Origin of the sequence: Limnobacter sp. SAORIC-690 (assembly GCF_002954425.1) — a bacterium.
Classification (GTDB): Bacteria; Pseudomonadota; Gammaproteobacteria; order Burkholderiales; family Burkholderiaceae_B; genus Limnobacter; species Limnobacter profundi.
Genome location: NZ_MQVZ01000001.1, coordinates 3,278,357 through 3,298,049 on the forward strand (window position 1 = coordinate 3,278,357; position 19,693 = coordinate 3,298,049).

Here is a 19,693-nt window from a genome sequence, read left to right on the forward strand (position 1 = left end):
GACAACGGCATTTAAAGTAAAACGTTCTTCACGTTGAAGCTGTACAACATCAGCAAAGCCCAATATTCAGGAGAAATTCATGTCAAGAAGCGCGCTGTACTCACCGAAACAACAACGCGGCATGGGCCTTCTGGGCTCTGTTGTGCTGGCAGCGGGTGTGGTGGTGGCCGGTTTTTTAATGGCCACTGCGGTGAAGGAATTTCGCAAGTATGATCAGTTCATTGAGGTGCGAGGCCTGGCCGAGGAAGTGGTGAAATCGGACAAAGCCAGCTGGAACCTGTCTTTCTCGGTACTTGCAGAAACACCGCAAGCCGCTGGTGCGGCCTGGACCAAACAATTGGAGAAACTGGAAAGTTTGGTGCTGGGCATGGGCTTTGAGGCCAGCGACATTCGCCGCCAACCGGTGACCATTTTTGAAAACGTAAACCCAAATGGCGCGCCGGTTGAACCCGGCAAACGCTGGCGTGCGCAGGGTGGCTTTGTGCTGGAGACCGCCAAGGTGGATGCGGTGGAACAGGCCTCGCTGAACAGCGATGTGTTCCTCAACGAGGGCATTCTGGTCGAGTCGAGCTTTATTCAGTTTTACTTCACTGACTTGAACAGCATCAAGCCCCGGATGCTGAAAGCAGCCACCGACAATGCCAAGGAGGCTGCGCAAACTTTTGCAGCCGATTCAGGTGTGAAAGTGGGTGCCTTGAAAACAGCCACTCAGGGACTGTTTTCAATTTCAGCGCCATTGGGCGATTACGGCGGCGAGAACACTGTAATGAAAAAAATTCGCGTGGTCACCAAGGTTCAGTATTTGGTGGAGTAAATTTCAGCGAGGTTTGGCCTTACTCACCCATTCACTCAACGGTGTAGCCGCAGCCCACAATTCATGGCCTGCATCGTTGGAGTGGATAGAATCGCCACTGTTGTACTGAGGCAGGAATGTAAGGCCACCAGGCGCTTCCACTTCACCATTGTAATCCGCCACGCCATCACACTCGCCACTGTTCAAGATCCAGTCGTTCAACTTGGCGCGTTCTCCATTCAAGTTGGCTTGCGAAGATTGCGCACCGGGAATCCAGGTTGGGCAATACACATTGATGCCCTTTGCATGGGCTTGTTCAATAACTTCCTGGTAATTGGCGATGATTTCATCGGCACTTCGGCTGGACAAGTCATTGGTTACCCACACCACCACCGAACTGACACCCACGGTGTCGAACACGTCGCGTTCCAACCGAGTCGCACTGGCGTTTTGCAGCGTGTCGCCGCCGATGCCACGGTTCACAATCGTGTCGCGTTGCCCAACCGGGATTTCATCCAGCATGCGTACCGACAAGAGATCGCTAATTTTCTTGAATGCATTCTGGCTGGTGTTATAACCATGAAAACTGGAGCTGCCCAAAAACACCATGGCACCTTTTGCGTCTTTCGTTAGCACCTCGATATCCCGCAGCGCATACACCGTGCAACCATTGCACATAATGGGCAAACCCGGAGGAGTTGAAAAACGGGTTTCATCAATCAATCCATAACCCGCGCCAGAATCCTCGAGTGCTTGATCGCCTGAGCCATTGGGCAGTTTGTAGGATTCAATCCAGGTGGCACCGAACTCACCGGGATTGTCCGCACCTTTCACATACAAACTCACGGCAAGGTCGTCTTGGTTGTTGACCTTGAACGCGATGGGATCGCTGTAAAACGATTCAGTTTGGGGCGGAATTGTGGCGCTGGTCTGGCCGCAATTAAAGGTCACTACCTTGCTGGTATTCAGCTTCAGGTTTGCACCTGTTGCGCCCTCACGCAGGCCTACTGCGGCGGCACCAATCTGCATGGGTTGATCGCTCAGGTTGATGAAACGAATACGCACCGCATTGCCGCTGGCCGTGACTCGGGCAATGTTTCGAACCGTTGTTTCCACGGGCGCAGTGCCGGTGACATGGGTAACACCCCAGGCCGACATCCAGCGTGCGCCGTCAGCCGCGTTTGAATTGCTGTTGCAAGACAAGCCGGAAGGCTGGGTATTGGAGCCCGAGGAACCTGAGGAAACACCATTGGATTCTGATGAACAGGCGGCCACCGCCAGCACAAGCAACGGCCAAAGAACTTGTTGTAGTTTATGGTGATTCAAAAAAATGTCCCCTGAAGTGTTCTTGCTAATACTACAGAGGATGCCTTGGTGGATGTGTTTCAGCATTCGTGGATAGCCGCAGCAGAAATATACCTAAGTGGTTCTACGTCGATTGTTAAATTTCGTGTACGAACAATTCCCGCTCAAAACGAATTTGTGGCCAGAACACGCCATCGTCGGCACGCTCGCCAGCACCAATCACCATGATGGGGAACGCGTCGTCGCTGAGCTTCAACAATTTACGGACACGGGCCTCGTCGTAGCCCTCCATCATGCAGGTATCAAAGCCATGCGCACGCAAAGCCAGCACCAGGTTTTCGCAGGCCAGTGCCGCACTTTTCGCAGCCCACAACTCCACTTCACTGCGGGTGTAGGGGCCGCGAGGCAAGGGAGCGATCAAACCACCCACATTGGATGCTGCCTTTTTCACCATGGCAAAACTGTTCAAGGGACCAGGTGAGTAGTTGTAGGGAATCAGTTGGTAGTAACGGCGTACCAGCGTGGGCACTTCCGGCATGGGCCACTCTTTAATCATCTTCTTGGAAAAGTCACTGACACGATCAACACGCGCCACGCACACAATCAGTTCCTGTGCGGTTTTTGCAGCCAACTGGCCCAAACAGGCTGTTACCAATTTGGCCTTTTTGGCTGGCGTTTTTACCACGTAAAACTCCCAGGGCTGCAAACCTGAAGAACAGGGTGCAAGCAAGGCCAAGTCCAGGCATTCATCCAGCACTTCTTTGGGAATCGGCTTGTCGGTAAACTTACGCACCGACCTTCGGCTTTCTACCACTTTCCTGAAGTTGGCCGCGCTAATGCCTTTGGGGGCAGGCTCGTAATACCGCTGCTTGCCGTCGACTTCAATGGTCTTGAATTTGCGTGCTGCTGCTTTCATGTTTTGCGTGCTCCAGACTGCTTAAAGGTTGAACCCAATTTTTTAGAAAAGTTTTTCATACCGTGCTCAAAGTCATCCATCAAGGTGTACACCACGGGAATAACCAAGAGGCTTAGGAAGGTAGATGTCATCAAACCACCGATCACGGCAATCGCCATGGGACTGCGGAAGCTGGTGTCGGCATCACCAGTGCCAATGGCGATGGGCAACATGCCCGCCGCCATGGCAATGGTGGTCATGATGATAGGGCGAGCCCGCTTGTGGCAGGCATCTACCACCGCATCCAGCCGGCTCATGCCCTTTTCATTGCGGGCCACAATCGCGTACTCCACCAGCAAAATCGAGTTCTTGGTGGCAATGCCCATCAGCATGATCAAACCGATCAGTGAAGGCATGGAAAAGCTTTTCCCTGCCATCAACAAGCCCACAAAGGCACCACCCAGGCTGAGTGGCAATGCAGCAAGAATGGTAACCGGTTGCAAGAAATCTTTGAACAACAACACCAGCACCACAAAAATGCACAACACACCTGTGAGCATGGCCAAACCGAAACTGGCGAACAGTTCTTCCATTACCTCCGCATCACCGATATTGCGTTGAGCCACACCAGGTGGCAGGTTTTTGATGCTGGGCAATTCCTGGACGGCTGCTGTCACATCGCCCAGCGGTTGCCCTTGCAATTCAATTTCAAAGTTCACATTGCGAGCACGGTCGTAGCGATCAATCACCGAAGGACCGGCGTTGATGCCTAGGGTGGCCACCTGGTTCAAGGGCACACTGGGTACACCTGGTTTCGCTGAAGGAACAGCAAGGCGTTCAAGCACATTCAGATCTTTTCGGGCCTCGTCGTCGAGGCGAACCACGATAGGCACTTGCCGCTGCGACAGGTTCAGCTTGGGCAGAGCGGCATCATAATCACCCACAGTGGCCACGCGCAGGGTTTCGCCCATGGCTGCAGTGCTTACACCCAAGTCGGCTGCTTTGGCAAAATCGGGTTTGATCCAGATTTCTGGCCGCACCAAGGCCGCACTGGATGCAATGGAACCCAAACCGGGAATGGTGCGCAAATCACGCTCCACTTCACTGGCTGCTTTGGACAATGCTTCGCCATCTTCTCCAGAAAGTACCAGCACATACTTTTCGCCCGAGGCGCCCAAACCCACCTTGTAACGCACGCCTGGCAAGTTACTCAGCGCCTCGCGCATCTGCGTTTCCGTCACTTGCTTTCGTACGGTGCGCTCACCCCTGGGATCAAGCAACACGGTGAGGGTGGCTTTGCGAACTTCAGCCTGCCCGCTCATCATGAAGGGATCGGTTCCAGCTGCGCCACCGCCAATGGTGGTGTACACGCTGCGCACATACTCTACTTCGCTAATTAACTCGCGAGCCTTCTCGGCCGCTTTGCGGGTTTGCTCATAAGTGCTGCCCGGTTGTAATTCAATGTAAACCTGCGTTTGCGACAAATCATCAGGAGGAATAAACCCGGTGGGCAACAGGGGAATCAACATGATAGAGCCCACGAAAAATGCACCTGCAGCCACGCAGGTGACAAGCCGGTGGGCCAAGGCCCAGCGCACCCAGTCCAGATAACGGGCCATCATTTTACCGGGCTCGTTTTTCTCATGTTCATGCCCTTTTGAAGTCAGCATGTAAGCCGCCATCATGGGCGTCAACATGCGGGCCACCACCAGCGAAGCAAACACGGCCAGCGCAGCAGTCCAGCCAAACTGTTTGAAAAACTTTCCGGCAATGCCGCTCATGAATGCGGTGGGTAGAAACACGGCAATCAAGGTGAAGGTGGTTGCAATCACGGCAAGGCCAATTTCATCAGCAGCCTCGCGTGCGGCATCCAGGGGGCTTTTGCCCATGCGCAAATGGCGAACAATGTTTTCTACTTCCACAATGGCGTCATCGACCAAAATACCCACCACCAGCGACATGGCAAGCAGCGACACCACATTAAGGCTGAAGCCCAAGTAATACATGCCCGCAAATGCCGGGATTACCGACAAGGGCAAGGCCACTGCCGACACAAAAGTGGCACGCCAGTCGCGCAAGAAAAACCACACCACCACCACGGCAAGAAATGCACCTTCGTAAAGCATTTTCATGGAGACATCAAAATCTTCTTTCACGGGCTCCACAAAGTTGAATGCCTCAACCATGGTGAGATCGGGCCGCTGCGCCTGCAACTGCGCCAAAGCCTCGGCCACGCCCTTGCCCACTTCAACCTCGCTGGCACCTTTGCTGCGAGTAATCTCGAAACCCACCACATCTTGACCATTCAGCAGGGCGGCCGATCGCCGATCGGCAATGGTGTCTTTAATCGTTGCTATTTCAGGTAACTTCACGCGGCGGCCATTGCTCAGCACAATTGAAATTTCTTTCAGCTGATTGGCATTGTCCACAGTGGCAATGGTGCGCAGCGGTTGCTCGCCCACACCCAGGTCGGCCCGGCCACCCGCAGTTTCCAACTGGGTGTTGCGCAGTTGGCGGGACACATCGAGTGCACTGACACCCAGCGCCTGCATTTTCAATGGATCAAGCTCAACCACAACCTCGCGCGTCACACCGCCCACACGGTTTACTGCACCGACGCCTTTCACATTCAGCAGGGTTTTGGTGATGGTGTTGTCGACATACCAGGACAAACCTTCCTCATCAAACGCGGTTGAGGCGATGGTATAAGCAAGTACAGGTGCACCGCTTAATTCCAGTTTATTGACCACAGGGTCTCGCAAATCAGTGGGCAAATCAGCACGCACCCGCGACACCGCAGACCGTACATCGTCCACGGCTTCTTGTGTGTCTTTTTCCAGATTGAACTCAACCGTGATGCTGACAATACCGTCTTGAATCTTGGTGTAAATGTGTTTGAGTTGTTGCAGTGTGGCGAGCGAGTTTTCAATTTTCCGGGCAACATCGTTTTCAAGCTGGGAAGGCGATGCACCAGGAAGACTCGCAGTGACCAGCACGGTGGGCAGTTCAATATCTGGGAACTGCTGAATTTTCATGCTGGAAAAGCTGTACAGCCCCATCACGGTGAGCAAGAAAAACAGCATCACCGCCGGAATGGGGTTTTTAATGGACCAGGTCGAGACGTTCACTGAATCACCTTCACCAAATCACCATGGGCCAAGAAAGCCACACCGCTTTTTACCACCTGGTCACCGGGCTTCACACCTTCCAACACCTCGATGAATTCGCCTTGCGCATTGTTTACGCGCAACTTGATGCGCTGCACCTTGCTGCTGGCTTCGTCCACGGTGAATGCGTAGGTAAAGCCATCGCGCTCAATCACCGCAGTTTGCGGAATTACTGTCGCGGTTTGCTGGCCCAAATCAAACTCGCCGCGCAGGTACATGCCAGGTTTCAAGCCCTTGGCGTAGGCGCCGGGAACATCGACGTACACCATGCCGGTTCGTGATTGCGCATTGATGACTGGGCTTAGTGTGCGCACCTTTCCTTGGATGGCTTCGCCCGCATTGAACACAGTCACTTCCATGCCTTCAGAAATTCGGGCCAACTCTGCGTCGGTCACCTCGGCTTGCCACTCCAGGCGCTGCTGGCGAACCAAACGGAACAATTCCTGCCCGGGGGCGGGCACCGAACCCAAGGTGGCCGTGCGCGCGCTGATTACGCCGTCGTCCAGCGCAATGACCGTGGTGTTGCGCAAGCGAATTTCCTGCTGGGTTTGCAAAGCCCTGGCCGACAACAAACGGGCCTGTGCCGACTTTTCCGCAGCGATCACCTGATTGCGTTCTTGCGCGCTGACTGCCCCTTGGTCGGTGATGTTGCGAATCATATCGCGTTCAGCTTTGCCTGTTCGAACAAAGCCTGCGCTTCAGCCACGCCCGCTTTGGCCTGTGCCAAATCTGCATTCACTGTTTGTTGATCGAACACGGCCAGCGTTTGCCCCTTCTTTACGACATCGCCAACTTCGGCGCGCAAAGAATCAATTCGTACCCCATTGAGTTGCGATCCAATCACTGCCTCCTGCCAGGCAGCCACGCTGCCATTCACGGACAGGGTCAGAGGAATGGTTTTCTCCTCCACCGCAGCCAATTCAACCGACAAACTGGCTTTGCCAGGAACTTCCGTTTCACTTGCAGCGCCGGGTGCGGCTTGCTCGGTGCCGGGAGAACAAGCGCCCAACAGCAAGACTGCCGCAAGCGTGGCGACGGGGTACTGACTTAAAACTATTGGAATTTTCATTTGCTGCAATCCTGTTTGCGTCGTTTGCTTTCACTGTCGAGCATGGCGCGGGCATAACCAGCCAAGCGTTCACTCAGGGTATCGATGGCTTTGGCATTGCTCATTAATTTCGGGCAAATTACATCCACCACATCTTGAGCCACATAAAAATTTACGGCCATGCCCATCATTGCGAAGGCCAGGCGTTGGATGTCGAGGTCGGGTTTGCTCAAACCAAAATAGGCAGTCAGCATGTTCACCAAAGCCATGTGCTGCGGCTTTATTTCCGCATCAATTTCATGCTCCCAGGCACCAGTGGGTTCAATCATTTCGCGGAAATGCAATTTCATCACCAGGCGAAAGGTTTCACCGTGCTTCAAGGGCTCCAGGAAATCCCGGAACAATTGCTTTAAGGCTTTGTCCACGTCGGTGCTGTTCAAATCAGGAATGCCCTGTTCAAACGGCGTGCCACACAGCGGCTCGGTGTAGGCCGCCCGGTAAAGGCCAGCCTTGTCGCCAAAGTAATAGCGAATGGAGGAGATGTTGGCACCCGCCTTGTCGGCGATTTCGCGCGTGGAGGCCCCTTCATAGCCTTTTTCGGCGAAGGTGATCAGTGCGGCCTGCACCAGCTTTTGCCGTGCAGACTGCTGCTTGTCTTGAAGCATGGGGAAGTCCAAAATTAATTCAATCGATTGATTTAAAAATATATCAAACGAATGATTAAACAGCAATCGCGAGCAGTTCATTTGTCGGGATTGAAACGAATCGATACCACCGAATTCCTGAAACTTGCTACTCTTGGCGAGCAAATTCAAAAAACAACAAACTGGAGACAATCATGGGTATGGCGGAAAAAGGCAGCAAGGCGCTGCGAAAACTGAAATCGGTCGCTCAAAAACGGGCATCCAGTCTTCCGGCAGGCAATTTGATCAACGCCGTGGTTGATCAAGTGAATCAGTTTGAAACGGGTATCAAGCAAACTGTGGATGGTGTTCAAGACAAGGTAAAAGGCTTGCAGGCCAACTTGTTGAAAATGTACCAAGCCAACAAAGAACTGGAACAGGAGAACCGCGAATTGAGCAAAACCATGGTGAGGCTAGAGAAGGACAATGCCCACTTGACCATGCAACTGGACCGCACCCAAATGGAACTGGATGTATTGAAGGCCAAGCTGGAGAACATTGGCAAACTGGTGAGTGGCTACGAGGAATCAATTGCCGCAGTCACACGCAGCAACAAACCCAAGCGCAAATAAGCAGATAAAAGAGCCAGCCGATGACCCGCACACCCATTCCACGATTTGACGACAACTATTCGGAAGATGCGGCCAAAGCGCGCCGCGAATTTTTAACGCAGCAAACCGGAGCCAGCTTGCACCACACCGGCACCTATTCCCTGCCCCCTGAAAGTTTGAAAAGCAACACCGAGAACTTCATTGGCGTGGTGCAAATGCCGGTGGGTGTGGCTGGGCCAGTGTTGATTCACGGCGAACATGCGCAAGGCTGGTTTTACGTGCCACTGGCCACGACCGAAGGCACACTGGTGGCCAGTTATAGCCGAGGCATGCGCATGGTGAGCGAATCGGGCGGCGTGAAGGTGACGGTGGCCGAGGAATATATGCAACGTGCGCCACTTTTTGAATTCGAGGACGCCCGCGCGGCCAAACGGTTTTTGCAATGGATCAATGAAAACCTGGCCACAGTCAAAGCCGAAGCAGAAAAAACCACCAGCTTTGGCAAGCTGGAACACATTCAAACCTGGCAGGTGGCGCGCATGGTGTACACGCGCTTTAACTACACCACGGGTGATGCCGCCGGGCAAAACATGTGCGGCAAAGCCACGCACGCAGCCTGCCAATGGGTGTTGAAAAACAGCCCGGAGGCCATTAGTTACTTTGCCCTGAGTGGCGCCATTGAAACCGACAAAAAACATTCGCACATGAACCTGCTACACAGCCGGGGCAAGCGTGTAATTGCGGAAGCCACCATCCAGCGCGAAGTGCTGCAACGGCTGGCACGCACCACTCCTGAAACCATTTTCAAGCAACGCCAGCGCAGTGCCATAGGCGCACAACTGGCAGGCAGTGCCTACAGTGGCCCACACTCGGCCAATGGCATTGCTGCCCTGTTCATTGCCACAGGCCAAGATGAAGCCAATGTGGTGGAAAGCCACACAGGCATGGTGTTCATGGACATTACAGCAGATGGAGATTTGTATTTTTCTGTCACATTGCCCTCTGTGATTTGCGCCACCAAGGGCGGCGGCACAGGTTTGGCAACTCAGGCGGAGTGCCTGAAAATGCTGGGCTGCGAGGGCACTGGCAAGGCGCGTAAACTGGCTGAGATTGTGGGCGCAACAGTACTGGCAGGTGATTTGTCTTTGCTGTCAGCCATTCTGGCGGATGAATGGGTTTCCTCCCACGACGCCTACGGAAGAAACCGCTGAAGAATGGCAAGGCAGCGCCGTGCGTGTGGCGCTGTCAGTAAAACACCAGTCGCTGGTGCAGTGCGGAATGACTTGGAATGTGTTTCAGTGCACACTCGTTTTACAATACAAAAACGAGGAGACACAATGCAGTCTGAGGCAGGATCCGCGCAGTTGAACAACTCATTGATCAAACGTGTAGCTGGCCTCGTGACGAAAGTCTCCGACGCCTTTGCATTTCCCCTACGAACTTCCCACTACATTGAACTGGTCAACCCCTTGTGGAGTACCCATGCACTTCAAGCGCGGGTTGAAGCAGTTTGGGACGAAACCTCTGATTCACGCACCATCACCTTGCGCCCTGGCCTGAACTGGCGAAGCCACCGCCCAGGCCAGCACTTGCGTATTGGCGTGCCCATTGGAGGGCAACATTTCACGCGCACCTATTCAATCAGTTCAGCCCCGGAACGCAATGATGGCTGCTTCACCATCACGGTGAAAGCCATCGACAATGGCCGCATGTCGCACCACCTGGTTCGCAAGCTGAAAGTGGGCGATTACGTGCCCATTGGCGTGCCGCAAGGCGACTTTTACCTGCCCGATGCACAGCCCGTGCTGCCCCTATTTATTACTGCGGGCAGCGGCATTACGCCAATCATGAGCATGCTGCGCAGCCTGGTGCTTCAGGAGCGCATGCCCAACACCGTGCACATTCACTATGCACCCCACACTTACGACGTCATTTTTGGGCGTGAACTGAAAGAAATTGCGGACAAGCAAAAGCTGTACAAACTGAACCTGGTGCACACCCGTGAGCCTGGCCAGAAGCCTGAAGACATTACCGGCAAACGTCCCCACTTTTCCAAAGAGCAGCTCGAGCAACTTTGCCCCGACTGGCGAAAACGCGATGTGTATGCCTGTGGCCCGCAAGCCATGCTCGATTCAATTGAGCAACTGTATGAAGCCGAGGGGCTACGCAGGCAAGTGCACACGGAGCGGTTCCGCGCTCAACTGGCTGGCGTTCCCACCGAGGTGAAAACCGGCGTGGTGAAGTTTCTGAACAGCAATGTGAGCGCCAATTCAGACGGTGAAACCAACCTGCTTCGCCTCGCCGAGGATTCCGGCCTGAACCCGGAACACGGCTGCCGAATGGGCATTTGCCACGGTTGTGATGTGAAACTGGCCAGTGGCTGTGTGCGCGATTTGCGCACGAACGCGCTGATCAATGAAACAGGACAAGTGATTCAGATTTGCGTGTGCGCCGCGGTGGGCGATGCAGAAATCGAAGTGTAAGCAACACGGGAAAGCAGGAGAAACAATATGGGCATGCCAAAACATTTGAGCGCCAGCGACATTGAAGAATTTGGTCGCGAAATGGACGCCATACGCAATGAAATTGCAGACTCGCTGGGCAGCAAGGACCGCGCCTACATTCTCTCGGTCATCAAATGGCAGCGAAGCCTGATGCTGGCCGGGCGTATTGTGGTGTTTCTCAGCTTTTTCCTGTTGCCCATGAGCGACTGGACCTTCACAGGCTGGCCACAGTTCTGGGCCGTGCTACTGCTGGGCGCGATCATGTTGGGCGTATCGAAAAGTATTGAGAACATGGAATTGGGTCACAACATCATGCATGCACAGTTCGACTGGATGCGCGACCCCAACATTCAATCCAACACCTGGGAATGGGACAACGTCTGCCCTTCTGACCAATGGAAACACAGCCACAACGTGGTGCACCACACTTGGACCAATGTGCACGGCAAAGACCCGGACATTGGTTATGGTGTTTTGCGTGTAACCGATGACCAGCGTTGGCATGCCAAATACCTGTTCAACCCGGTGATCAACTTTGTATTGATGATGATGTTTCAATGGGGTGTGGCCCTGCACGACCTGGAAGCCGACAAACTGCTGGCGGGCAAAAAAAGCTTTAAGGAAATAATCCCGATGCTGAAACGCATCGGCTGGAAAGTGCGCCACCAGTTGTTGAAAGACTACGTGTGCTGGCCTGTTTTGGGCGCAGCAGTCACCGTGCCGTTTACCGTGTTTTTCGGCTTCGACATTGTGAACATTGCATTGGCGGCGCTTGGATTCACCGTGGTGGCAAACCTTATCGCCAATGGCATTCGCAACATTTGGTCGAATGTGATTATTTTCTGCGGCCACTTCCCGGCAGGTGTTCACCATTTCACCAAAGAAGAGGTGGAAGGCGAAACCCGCGCAGCCTGGTATGTGCGCCAGTTGCTGGGCAGTTGCAACATTACCGGCGGCAAGTTGTTCCATATTCTGTCAGGCAACCTGAGCCACCAGATTGAACACCACCTGTTCCCGGACATTCCTGCCAACCGCTATGCAGAAATGTCGCCCCGAGTTCAGGCCTTGGCAGCTCGGTATGGGTTGCCTTACAACAAGGGGAGTTTCACGCGCCAGTTTGGCACCACCACCTGGAACATCTGGCGACTCTCCTTGCCTTGATCGATCACACTGCCTGTGCGGTGCTGTACGCGAAAAACAGCACCAAACTGGCAGCCATGGTTCCGTTGAACCACTTCAAGCGCAGCGGGCTGTTGATGAAAGCCCGCAAGCGCGCACCCAACACCAGCCACAAACCCACGCACAGCAAACCCACACTGGCCATGATCACGCCACCATCAACACGTCGAGAACTGGTGTGTTCGAGCTGGCCGGAAAAAGCGCAACTGCCGCTGTCGCCATGAACCAGGCTTTGGGATTGACCCATTGAAACAGCACGGCATTAACAAAGCTCAAGGGCTTGGAACCGGGTTTCAGCGAATCCTCGGAAGGTGAAAAGCTGGCAATTCGCCACGCCAAATACACCATCATCAGCAAGCTGAACACCAATAGGGCTGTGTGAAACCAGGGCAGGCTTTCAAACACCGCATTCAAGCCCAAACCCATGGCCAGCAGCATCAGCGGAAAACCCACAATAATGCCGAAGAAATGCGGCAGGCTTTTTCGCACACCAAAATTCATGCTGCTTGTCATGATCATCAGGTTGTTGGGCCCGGGGGTAATGATGCTTAAAAAAGCAAACAGGGCAATCGCTTGAAAGTGCTGCATGGCGAACTCCTTTCGTGGAGTAAAAATGGAACACTCACTTTAAGAACTTTTGCATATTCAGTACAGATTCAGGATAATGAAATAATGTGCAGTACAGATTAAACACTGAAAAATCTGTACTGTTTCTGGAACTTGACTTCTGTGCGGGTGGCCCCCATGAAACTGGAACGTTGGCAAGTGATTGCCGCAGGCATTTGTTCACTGATTCTGACCGTGGGTTTAGCCCGCTTTTCTTACACTCCCTTGCTGCCCATCATGCGCGAGCAGGCTGGCTTAAGCGCCTTTGATGGCGGATGGTTGGCCACGGTGAACTACATTGGCTACATCAGCGGTGCCTTGCTGGCCTCCACACTGAGCAACCTGAATTACAAATACCTGCTGTACCGCTTTGGCCTGATTGTGGCGGTGCTCAGCACCATCGGCATGGGATTGACCACGGATGTGAACCTTTGGGTGTTTCTGCGTTTTATCTCGGGTGTTTCGAGTACAGCGGGCATGTTGATTGCCTCAGGCTTGATCATGAACTGGTTGGCCCGCCAAAACCTGAAAACCGAACTGGGCCTGCACTTTGCGGGCGCGGGCATGGGTTTGGTGCTTTCTGGCATTGCAGTCATGGCCATGGTCGACCACCTGGCCTGGGACGAACAATGGTGGGTATTGGGTGTGGTGGGAGTTCTTTTCTTCGTGCCAGCCTGGATATGGATGCCCAAGCCCGCCAAGGCAGGCAGTGATGAAGCACAGGTGGCCGACGTGCCACCGCCCAGCGCCAAGTGGATGCGCTTGATGTTGGGTGCCTACTTTTGCGCAGGCTTTGGCTACGTGATTAGCGCCACCTTTATTGTGGCGATTGCTGAAACCTTGCCCGAACTTCAGGCAAAGGCCCCTGGGTGTGGGTGGTGGTTGGTTTGGCTGCGATTCCCTCCTCGTTTGTGTGGGACCGCGTGGCGCGCGTCACCGGCGTTTTTGAAGCCCTGGTGTTGGCTTACCTGCTGCAAATCATCTCAATTGTGATGGCTGCCCTGATCGACGGCTATTGGGCCAACATGATCAGCGCTGTGCTGTTTGGGGGTACATTCGCAGGCATTGTGAACCTGACATTGAGCATTGCCGGGCGTCAGTTTCCCGCCAACCCCAGCAAGGCCATGGCACGAATGACACTCAGTTATGGCGTGTCGCAAATTGCGGCGCCCGCTTTGGCCGGTTTGATCGCTGAACGCACAGGCACCTATCGCGGCTCGCTGTACCTGGCGGCTGCATTGATGGTGGCGGGCGTGTTCATGGTGTGGCAACTGAAAAAGCAAACCGAGGCTTGAACCATGGACAACTCCTCTTGCAAATACGAAACACTGGCGTTGAACCTGCAGGCCTTGATTGAAAACAATCACTTTGCAGCGGGGTACAAACTGCCCTCAATTCGGAAATTGTCGGAGCAATGGCACTACTCCATCGACACGGTACAAAAAGCATTGAACCTGCTGGAAGACCGAGGCTATGTGCAACCTGTGGCCAAGTCAGGCTATTACGTGCAAGCCCGCACCCTGCCCAGTGCTGCGGCCTGTACGCAGGCGCCTGATTCTATTGTGCTGGAGCCACCGGTGAACCTGGAGGTGGCCAATCAAATCGCCATGCTGCTCAGAAGTTCCACCCGCGAAGGTGTTGCACCACTGGGCGTTGCATTCCCAGCCCATGAATTGCTACCAATTGCCACCCTGCGTAGAAGCTACGCCACTGTGAACCGTACCCGCCCTGACCTGCTTACCCTGGGTAGCCACGTTGAACCCAATCAACCTGAACTGGTGCAACAACTGCAACAGCGCTTTGAGTTAATGGGCATGAAATTGAAACGCGATGAGTTGGTGATCACCGATGGGTGTACTGAAGCGCTTAGCCTCGCCTTGCAAAGCGTGGCCAAACACAATGACATTGTGGCAGTTGAGTCGCCCGGTTATTACTTGCTGCTGCAAATGATTGAATCACTGGGCTTGCGCGCACTGGAAATTCCGAGCAGTCCGGAAAATGGCATGTCGCTAGAAGCACTGGAAATCGCAGTGAAGCAAACCCGAATCGCGGCTTGTATTGTGTGCCCCACCGCCAGCAACCCCATGGGTTCTGTCATGCCCGATGCCAACCGAAAAAAACTGCTGGAGCTGGCCGAGAAATATGATTTTCCGATTGTGGAAGACAATGTGTATGCCGACCTGTACTTTGAACGGTTTCGACCACGGCCACTGAAGGCTGGCAAGCAAAGCGACCGGGTTCTCATGTGTGGTTCATTTTCAAAATCACTGAGCCCGTCGCTGCGAATTGGCTATGTGGCAGGCGGCAAGTACGCCGCACAGGTGTTGTCGAAGAAACGGATTTTAAGTGGCTCCACCAACCCGATCACGCAGGTGGCTGTTGCGCATTATCTGGAGAAAGGATCGTTTGAACGGCACTTGCGCACCCTGCGCCAACAGTTTGAAACGCAGGTGCGAGCCATGGGCAGTTTGGTGCTGAAACATTTTCCGCAAGGCACCCGAATTTCCGAACCCAAAGGTGGATTCGTGTTGTGGGTTGAACTGCCAGGAGACATCGATACCTTAGCCCTGTTCAACAAGGCCATTGCCCGAAAAGTGGCCTACATGCCGGGCAGCGTATTTTCTGCAAGCGGCCTGTACAAAAACTGCATTCGTCTGAATTGTGGCCACCCGGTGACAGACGACACCGCAGTGGCCATTGCAAAGTTGGGAGCCCTGTTTGAAGCCTCACTCGTCGCCTAGCCACACCACTTTGTACAAGTCGCGGCGGCGATCGAGGTAATTGCGAACAGAACCTTCGTTTTTCAGAATTTGAAGCTTGTCCAGGTCCACATCCACAATCAGGGTCATCTCGGTGTTGGGTGTGGTTTCCGCCATGATGGCGTCGTGTGGAAATGCGAAATCGGAGGGTGAGAACACCGCAGTTTGCCCGTACTGAATGTCGACATTGTCTACCTTGGGCAAATTACCAAAACTGCCTGAAATGGCCACATAGCACTCGTTTTCAATGGCACGGGCCTGGGCACAACGGCGCACGCGCAGGTATCCGTTTTTGGTGTCGGTCCAGAAAGGCACCAACAAAATTTGCATGTCTTTGTCGGCTAGCACACGCGACAACTCGGGAAACTCGGAGTCGTAACAAATCAGGATTCCGATCTTGCCAAAGTCGGTGTCAAACACACTCAGCTTGCTACCCCCCTCCATCATCCATTCACGTTTTTCATGCGGTGTGGGGTGAATTTTGTACTGCGCCTCAACCGTGCCATCGCGGCGGCACAAATAGGCCACGTTGTACAAGGCACCATCTTCCATCACCGGCATGGAACCGGCCACCACATTGATATTGTGGCTCACCGCCATGCGACTCATCTCGTCGCGAATTTGATCGGTGTAGGTGGCGAGGTGACGAATCGCCTCCAAGGAGTTGCCATTGCCCGCCAAACCCATCAGGGGTGCATTGAAAAATTCGGGGAACAGGGCGACATCACAACGGTAATCTGAAAGCGCGTTGATGAAGTACTCGGCCTGTTTCACCACGTCTTCCACGCTGTGGAATTCACGCATTTGCCACTGCACACAACCCAGGCGTGCGGTGGTTTTGGGCGCACCGAATAACATCGGCTTTTCAGGTTCGTAGTAAATGTTGAACCACTCCAGCAAGGTGGCATAGCCCTGTGATTCTTTGTCTTCCGGCAAGTAGCCTTTTAGCACTTGCTTCACCTCAAAATCGTTGCTGAGCTGAAAAGTAAGAATGGGGTCGTAAATGTCTTTGCGTTTCACTGCGGCAATGTACTGCTGCGGCGACATGTCTTTCATGTGGTCTTTGTAGCCGGGAATTCGCCCGCCCGCCATGATGGCGCGAAGGTTGAGGTTTTGGCACAATTCCTTGCGCGCTTCGTACAGGCGGCGACCCAAACGCATGTTGCGGTATTCGGGATCGGCGAATACATCAATGCCGTAAAGCACGTCACCCTTGGGGTCGTGCGTGGTGGCGTAAATGTTGCCGGTGATCTCCATGTAAGTGTGTTTGTCGCCAAACTTGTCATAGTCCACCACCACTGCAAAGGCCGCGGCAATCACCTTGCCATCGTCTTCAATGCAAATTTGACCTTCCGGAAATGTTTTTAAAATTGAACGGAATTTGGCTTCTGGCAAAGCACCGCCAGCACTGTGGTAAACCACCTCCATGATTCGCTTGATATCCGCGTAATCTGATGCCTGCAAATTGCGCAAGCTTAGCTTGTGCTCCGTATGTTCATACTCGGTATTTTCGATTTCTGTCGACATGGTCACTTCTCCATTCGTTTAATTTATGAACCTCCTTATTAGAACATATTTAGAAAATTGATGAATTTTTGATCAGTCCGGGCTCAATAAATCGGGTTTTACTGAATGGCGAGTTAAAAAATAATTCAAGACAATTAAACATCGATTTACGACGAATAATTTCTGAAGATGATTCACACCAAACGCGCACTGGGCGGCGTATTTGTGGCGCCCCATCATTTGGCTGCACAGGCTGGCCGAGATGTGCTGAAAGAAGGTGGCAACGCCGCAGAAGCCATGATCGCCGCTGCCGCTGCCATTGCAGTGGTATACCCACACATGAACTCGATTGGTGGTGACGGTTTCTGGCTGCTCGCGAGCCTGGCAAAGCGCCAATCGGCATTGATGCCTGTGGCAAAGCTGCGGCAAAAGCCACACGAGCCTTTTACACCGAGCAAGGATTCGATGCGATTCCCAACCGCGGGCCATTGGCTGCGCTCACAGCAGCCGGCACCGTGGGTGGCTGGATCAAGGCGCAAGAAGTAGCCACACAATGGGGCGGCAAACTGCCTTTGAGCCGATTGCTGGAAGACGCCGTGGTGCATGCACGCCATGGCGTGGCTGTCAGCAGCAGTCAGGAACGTTTAACCCGTGTGAAGTTCGATGAGCTTTCAACAGCACCCGGCTTTGCGGAGCATTTCCTGATGGATGGTAAGGTGCCTGTTGAGGGCAGCGTATTGAAACAAGCCGCCTTGGGCGACACCTTGGCGCGCATGGGCCAAGTGGGACTGGATGATTTTTACCGCGGTGAACTGGCTCAGGCCATGGCTGAAGACTTGGCCCGCGTGGGCAGCCCCATCAGTCTTGCGGATTTGAACAATCACCATGCGCAGTTTGTTACGCCTTTGCAAACCGAGCTGAACAACAGCACGATTTACAACATGACACCGCCCACGCAAGGCATGGCCTCGCTGATGATTCTGGGAATGTTCGACACGCTCGGCGTGCAACAGGCCGATGGGTTTGAGTATTTGCACGGCATGGTAGAAAGCACCAAGCAAGCCTTTCTGGTGCGCGACCGCTACTGTACCGACCCTGCTTACATGACGGTGAACCCCAGTGATTTTCTGACCCGTGAGGCGCTGGCCGAGCGGGCGAAGAAAATCAACATGCAGCGCGCACTGCCCTGGCCCCAAGACCCATGGCAAGGCGACACCATCTGGATGGGTTGTATTGACAGCGAAGGTCGTACCGCCAGCTTTATTCAAAGTGTGTTCTGGGAATTTGGTTCGGGTGTGGTTTGCCCTTCAACCGGTGTGATGTGGCAAAACCGGGGCATCAGTTTTTCACTGAAAGAAGATGCACTGCACCGGCTTGAGCCGGGCCGCAAACCCTTCCACACCTTGAACCCGGCCATGGCACGTTTCAAAGACGGCCGCAGCATGGTGTACGGCACCATGGGCGGCGAAGGCCAACCACAAACCCAAGCTGCTGTGTTCAGCCGATATGCCATGTTCAATCAGCCTTTGCAAACTTCGGTAACAGCACCACGCTGGCTGTTGGGCCGCACCTGAGGCGAGCAAAGCACAACTTTGAAACTGGAAAACCGGTTTGATGAACAATTGATTGCCCAACTGCGAGACGCAGGCCATGTACTGGAGGTGTTGCCAGAGGCATTCAGTGACACCATGGGTCATGCCGGTGCGGTGGTACGCCACCCCAACGGCATGATGGAAGGGGCTGCTGACCCGCGTTCAGATGGATCAGTGGCCTGTGTTTAAACACCTTCGCTGATTCGTTTGAAATAAGAGGTATATGCAGAAGTACCTTCAGGCCACTGGCCAAGAAAGTGCTGCTGCCAGGCAGCTTGATCAAATTGAACGCGAACCTGTTCAACCCACACACCATTGAGTTGTATGGATTGAAATACCAAAGCAGTATTATTCAAGCGTGTCGCTGAAATTCGGGTGAACAATCCGTTCAGGCTTCCCGGTTCACTGGCCATTCCAGCCGCGCCGTTGTTGCTGATCAATCCTGTTTGCCCATTGGGCAGTGGCTCATGATGAAACGCGGCACTGCAAGTGTGGCTGCTGGCAAATACATTCACCTGTGCTTTTTCAAACAAAGCTGCACGCCATGGCGCTTCGTCCGTTTGCTTCAAATGAGCAGGGTCAAAACGCCAGCCTGCCAATGAATCGCCATCGCCATGCACCACAGCCACATTCAATTCACCCACGCTGTAACGTGCAAAGAAAGGTTTCTGTAACAACCTGTCCAATAATTCCGGCTGTTGTTGCGCGCACCGCTTCAGCTCGGTATGAATGAAGTTTGACCGGTCCACCACACCTTGATCCACATTCTCGGGATAGGCACAGCCACAATCAGCCACATCCAAAGGCTCGCCAAGTTCAGCTTCCACATTGCCCAAAATGCAATCGTGATTCAACACACGCTGGTTGATGTGAACAAAGTCTTCAAGCGATTTGTTGAACCAGTTAAAGTCGCCATTAAAACAAATGCGAACGTTACCCAATTCTTTCGAGGCCAGTTGTTCAACCACATTCAGTGCAAAAGGATTGCCATACAAACCACCCACCACATACAACACATCGCATTGTGTAGCGGGTACCTGTGCAATTTTGGCCGCACCGTACTGGTATCGAATCGGGCAACTGCGCCCTGCCTTCTCAGTCATGA

The 19,693-nt window shown here is 53.6% G+C and carries 18 protein-coding genes and 1 pseudogene; 9 read left to right on the forward strand and 10 right to left on the reverse strand.

Features of this window, described 5'->3' with window-relative positions; translation table 11 throughout:
* Positions 1-79 precede the first annotated feature (79 nt).
* Positions 80-814: an SIMPL domain-containing protein gene (locus tag BSZ31_RS15610; protein WP_105029520.1), complete on the forward strand. Its 735-nt coding sequence runs from the start codon at positions 80-82 to the stop codon at positions 812-814.
* Positions 815-817: 3 nt separating this feature from the next.
* Here the strand turns inward: BSZ31_RS15610 and BSZ31_RS15615 are convergent, their stop codons facing one another.
* From BSZ31_RS15615 to BSZ31_RS15640, 6 genes are all read right to left on the reverse strand, one after another.
* Positions 818-2,119, reverse strand: a complete 1,302-nt coding sequence (locus BSZ31_RS15615) for a GDSL-type esterase/lipase family protein (RefSeq protein ID WP_168427015.1) — start codon at positions 2,117-2,119, stop codon at positions 818-820.
* Positions 2,120-2,234: 115 nt separating this feature from the next.
* On the reverse strand, positions 2,235-3,014 hold the full coding sequence (locus BSZ31_RS15620; protein ID WP_105029522.1) for a nitroreductase family protein: 780 nt from the start codon (positions 3,012-3,014) through the stop codon (positions 2,235-2,237).
* A complete protein-coding gene (locus BSZ31_RS15625; RefSeq protein WP_105029523.1) occupies positions 3,011-6,121 on the reverse strand; it encodes an efflux RND transporter permease subunit in 3,111 nt (1,036 codons plus the stop codon). The genes BSZ31_RS15620 and BSZ31_RS15625 overlap by 4 nt, the downstream gene beginning before the upstream one ends.
* Positions 6,118-6,819 (reverse strand): efflux RND transporter periplasmic adaptor subunit, encoded by a 702-nt coding sequence (locus tag BSZ31_RS15630; RefSeq protein WP_105029524.1) that lies wholly within the window; start codon positions 6,817-6,819, stop codon positions 6,118-6,120. Before BSZ31_RS15630 ends, BSZ31_RS15625 begins: the two co-directional genes overlap by 4 nt.
* The gene (locus BSZ31_RS15635) at positions 6,816-7,229 is read right to left on the reverse strand and encodes a biotin/lipoyl-binding protein (RefSeq protein WP_105029525.1); all 414 of its coding nucleotides are present in this window, start codon (positions 7,227-7,229) and stop codon (positions 6,816-6,818) included. Before BSZ31_RS15635 ends, BSZ31_RS15630 begins: the two co-directional genes overlap by 4 nt.
* Complete coding sequence (locus tag BSZ31_RS15640) at positions 7,226-7,873, reverse strand: CerR family C-terminal domain-containing protein (RefSeq protein WP_105029526.1); 648 nt, start codon at positions 7,871-7,873, stop codon at positions 7,226-7,228. The genes BSZ31_RS15635 and BSZ31_RS15640 overlap by 4 nt, the downstream gene beginning before the upstream one ends.
* A gap of 173 nt (positions 7,874-8,046) precedes the next feature.
* On the opposite strand from BSZ31_RS15640, the gene BSZ31_RS15645 reads away from it, so the two are divergent.
* From BSZ31_RS15645 to BSZ31_RS15660, 4 genes are all read left to right on the forward strand, one after another.
* A complete protein-coding gene (locus BSZ31_RS15645) occupies positions 8,047-8,463 on the forward strand; it encodes a hypothetical protein (RefSeq protein WP_105029527.1) in 417 nt (138 codons plus the stop codon).
* Between the two features lie 20 nt (positions 8,464-8,483).
* Entirely contained in the window at positions 8,484-9,653 is a 1,170-nt protein-coding gene (locus tag BSZ31_RS15650) for a hydroxymethylglutaryl-CoA reductase (protein ID WP_105029528.1), read from the forward strand.
* 126 nt (positions 9,654-9,779) lie between these two features.
* Positions 9,780-10,925 (forward strand): ferredoxin reductase, encoded by a 1,146-nt coding sequence (locus tag BSZ31_RS15655; RefSeq protein ID WP_105029529.1) that lies wholly within the window; start codon positions 9,780-9,782, stop codon positions 10,923-10,925.
* 27 nt (positions 10,926-10,952) lie between these two features.
* Positions 10,953-12,107: an acyl-CoA desaturase gene (locus BSZ31_RS15660; protein ID WP_105029530.1), complete on the forward strand. Its 1,155-nt coding sequence runs from the start codon at positions 10,953-10,955 to the stop codon at positions 12,105-12,107.
* 4 nt (positions 12,108-12,111) lie between these two features.
* Here the strand turns inward: BSZ31_RS15660 and BSZ31_RS16965 are convergent, their stop codons facing one another.
* Together BSZ31_RS16965 and BSZ31_RS15665 are read right to left on the reverse strand one after the other, a co-directional pair.
* Positions 12,112-12,270, reverse strand: a complete 159-nt coding sequence (locus BSZ31_RS16965) for a hypothetical protein (protein ID WP_168427016.1) — start codon at positions 12,268-12,270, stop codon at positions 12,112-12,114.
* A 2-nt stretch (positions 12,271-12,272) separates the two neighbouring features.
* A complete protein-coding gene (locus BSZ31_RS15665; RefSeq protein WP_105029531.1) occupies positions 12,273-12,713 on the reverse strand; it encodes a LysE family translocator in 441 nt (146 codons plus the stop codon).
* Positions 12,714-12,869: 156 nt separating this feature from the next.
* Between BSZ31_RS15665 and BSZ31_RS15670 the strand changes: the two genes are divergently transcribed.
* From BSZ31_RS15670 to BSZ31_RS15675, 3 genes are read left to right on the forward strand one after another with little or no spacing between them, the layout of a single operon-like run.
* Positions 12,870-13,724: a YbfB/YjiJ family MFS transporter gene (locus BSZ31_RS15670; RefSeq protein ID WP_255411439.1), complete on the forward strand. Its 855-nt coding sequence runs from the start codon at positions 12,870-12,872 to the stop codon at positions 13,722-13,724.
* On the forward strand, positions 13,643-14,026 hold the full coding sequence (locus tag BSZ31_RS17655) for a YbfB/YjiJ family MFS transporter (protein ID WP_304466333.1): 384 nt from the start codon (positions 13,643-13,645) through the stop codon (positions 14,024-14,026). Before BSZ31_RS15670 ends, BSZ31_RS17655 begins: the two co-directional genes overlap by 82 nt.
* Positions 14,027-14,029: 3 nt before the next feature.
* Positions 14,030-15,472, forward strand: a complete 1,443-nt coding sequence (locus BSZ31_RS15675; RefSeq protein WP_105029532.1) for a PLP-dependent aminotransferase family protein — start codon at positions 14,030-14,032, stop codon at positions 15,470-15,472.
* Here the strand turns inward: BSZ31_RS15675 and BSZ31_RS15680 are convergent.
* Positions 15,458-17,017 carry a carbon-nitrogen hydrolase family protein gene (locus tag BSZ31_RS15680; protein WP_105029533.1) on the reverse strand — a complete coding sequence of 520 codons (1,560 nt, stop codon included), beginning with the start codon at positions 17,015-17,017 and terminating at the stop codon, positions 15,458-15,460. The two genes, BSZ31_RS15675 and BSZ31_RS15680, sit on opposite strands and share 15 nt — an antisense overlap.
* 168 nt (positions 17,018-17,185) lie before the next feature.
* Between BSZ31_RS15680 and BSZ31_RS15685 the strand changes: the two are divergent.
* A pseudogene (locus tag BSZ31_RS15685) lies at positions 17,186-18,777 on the forward strand (gamma-glutamyltransferase family protein).
* On the opposite strand, the gene BSZ31_RS15690 reads toward BSZ31_RS15685, so the two are convergent.
* Positions 18,774-19,691 (reverse strand): hypothetical protein, encoded by a 918-nt coding sequence (locus BSZ31_RS15690; protein WP_105029534.1) that lies wholly within the window; start codon positions 19,689-19,691, stop codon positions 18,774-18,776. The pseudogene BSZ31_RS15685 and the gene BSZ31_RS15690 sit on opposite strands and share 4 nt — an antisense overlap.
* Between the last annotated feature and the right edge of the window lie 2 nt (positions 19,692-19,693).

Bases quoted from the DNA above. Each gene is read 5' to 3' on its own strand.
- BSZ31_RS15610 (WP_105029520.1), top strand. From the start codon at position 80: ATGTCAAGAAGCGCGCTGTACTCACCGAAACAACAACGCGGCATGGGC.
- BSZ31_RS15620 (WP_105029522.1), bottom strand. From the start codon at position 3,014: ATGAAAGCAGCAGCACGCAAATTCAAGACCATTGAAGTCGACGGCAAG.
- BSZ31_RS15630 (WP_105029524.1), bottom strand. From the start codon at position 6,819: ATGATTCGCAACATCACCGACCAAGGGGCAGTCAGCGCGCAAGAACGC.
- BSZ31_RS15635 (WP_105029525.1), bottom strand. From the start codon at position 7,229: ATGAAAATTCCAATAGTTTTAAGTCAGTACCCCGTCGCCACGCTTGCG.
- BSZ31_RS15640 (WP_105029526.1), bottom strand. From the start codon at position 7,873: ATGCTTCAAGACAAGCAGCAGTCTGCACGGCAAAAGCTGGTGCAGGCC.
- BSZ31_RS15645 (WP_105029527.1), top strand. From the start codon at position 8,047: ATGGGTATGGCGGAAAAAGGCAGCAAGGCGCTGCGAAAACTGAAATCG.
- BSZ31_RS15650 (WP_105029528.1), top strand. From the start codon at position 8,484: ATGACCCGCACACCCATTCCACGATTTGACGACAACTATTCGGAAGAT.
- BSZ31_RS15655 (WP_105029529.1), top strand. From the start codon at position 9,780: ATGCAGTCTGAGGCAGGATCCGCGCAGTTGAACAACTCATTGATCAAA.
- BSZ31_RS15660 (WP_105029530.1), top strand. From the start codon at position 10,953: ATGGGCATGCCAAAACATTTGAGCGCCAGCGACATTGAAGAATTTGGT.
- BSZ31_RS16965 (WP_168427016.1), bottom strand. From the start codon at position 12,270: ATGGCCAGTGTGGGTTTGCTGTGCGTGGGTTTGTGGCTGGTGTTGGGT.
- BSZ31_RS15665 (WP_105029531.1), bottom strand. From the start codon at position 12,713: ATGCAGCACTTTCAAGCGATTGCCCTGTTTGCTTTTTTAAGCATCATT.
- BSZ31_RS15670 (WP_255411439.1), top strand. From the start codon at position 12,870: ATGAAACTGGAACGTTGGCAAGTGATTGCCGCAGGCATTTGTTCACTG.
- BSZ31_RS15675 (WP_105029532.1), top strand. From the start codon at position 14,030: ATGGACAACTCCTCTTGCAAATACGAAACACTGGCGTTGAACCTGCAG.
- BSZ31_RS15680 (WP_105029533.1), bottom strand. From the start codon at position 17,017: ATGTCGACAGAAATCGAAAATACCGAGTATGAACATACGGAGCACAAG.
- BSZ31_RS15690 (WP_105029534.1), bottom strand. From the start codon at position 19,691: ATGACTGAGAAGGCAGGGCGCAGTTGCCCGATTCGATACCAGTACGGT.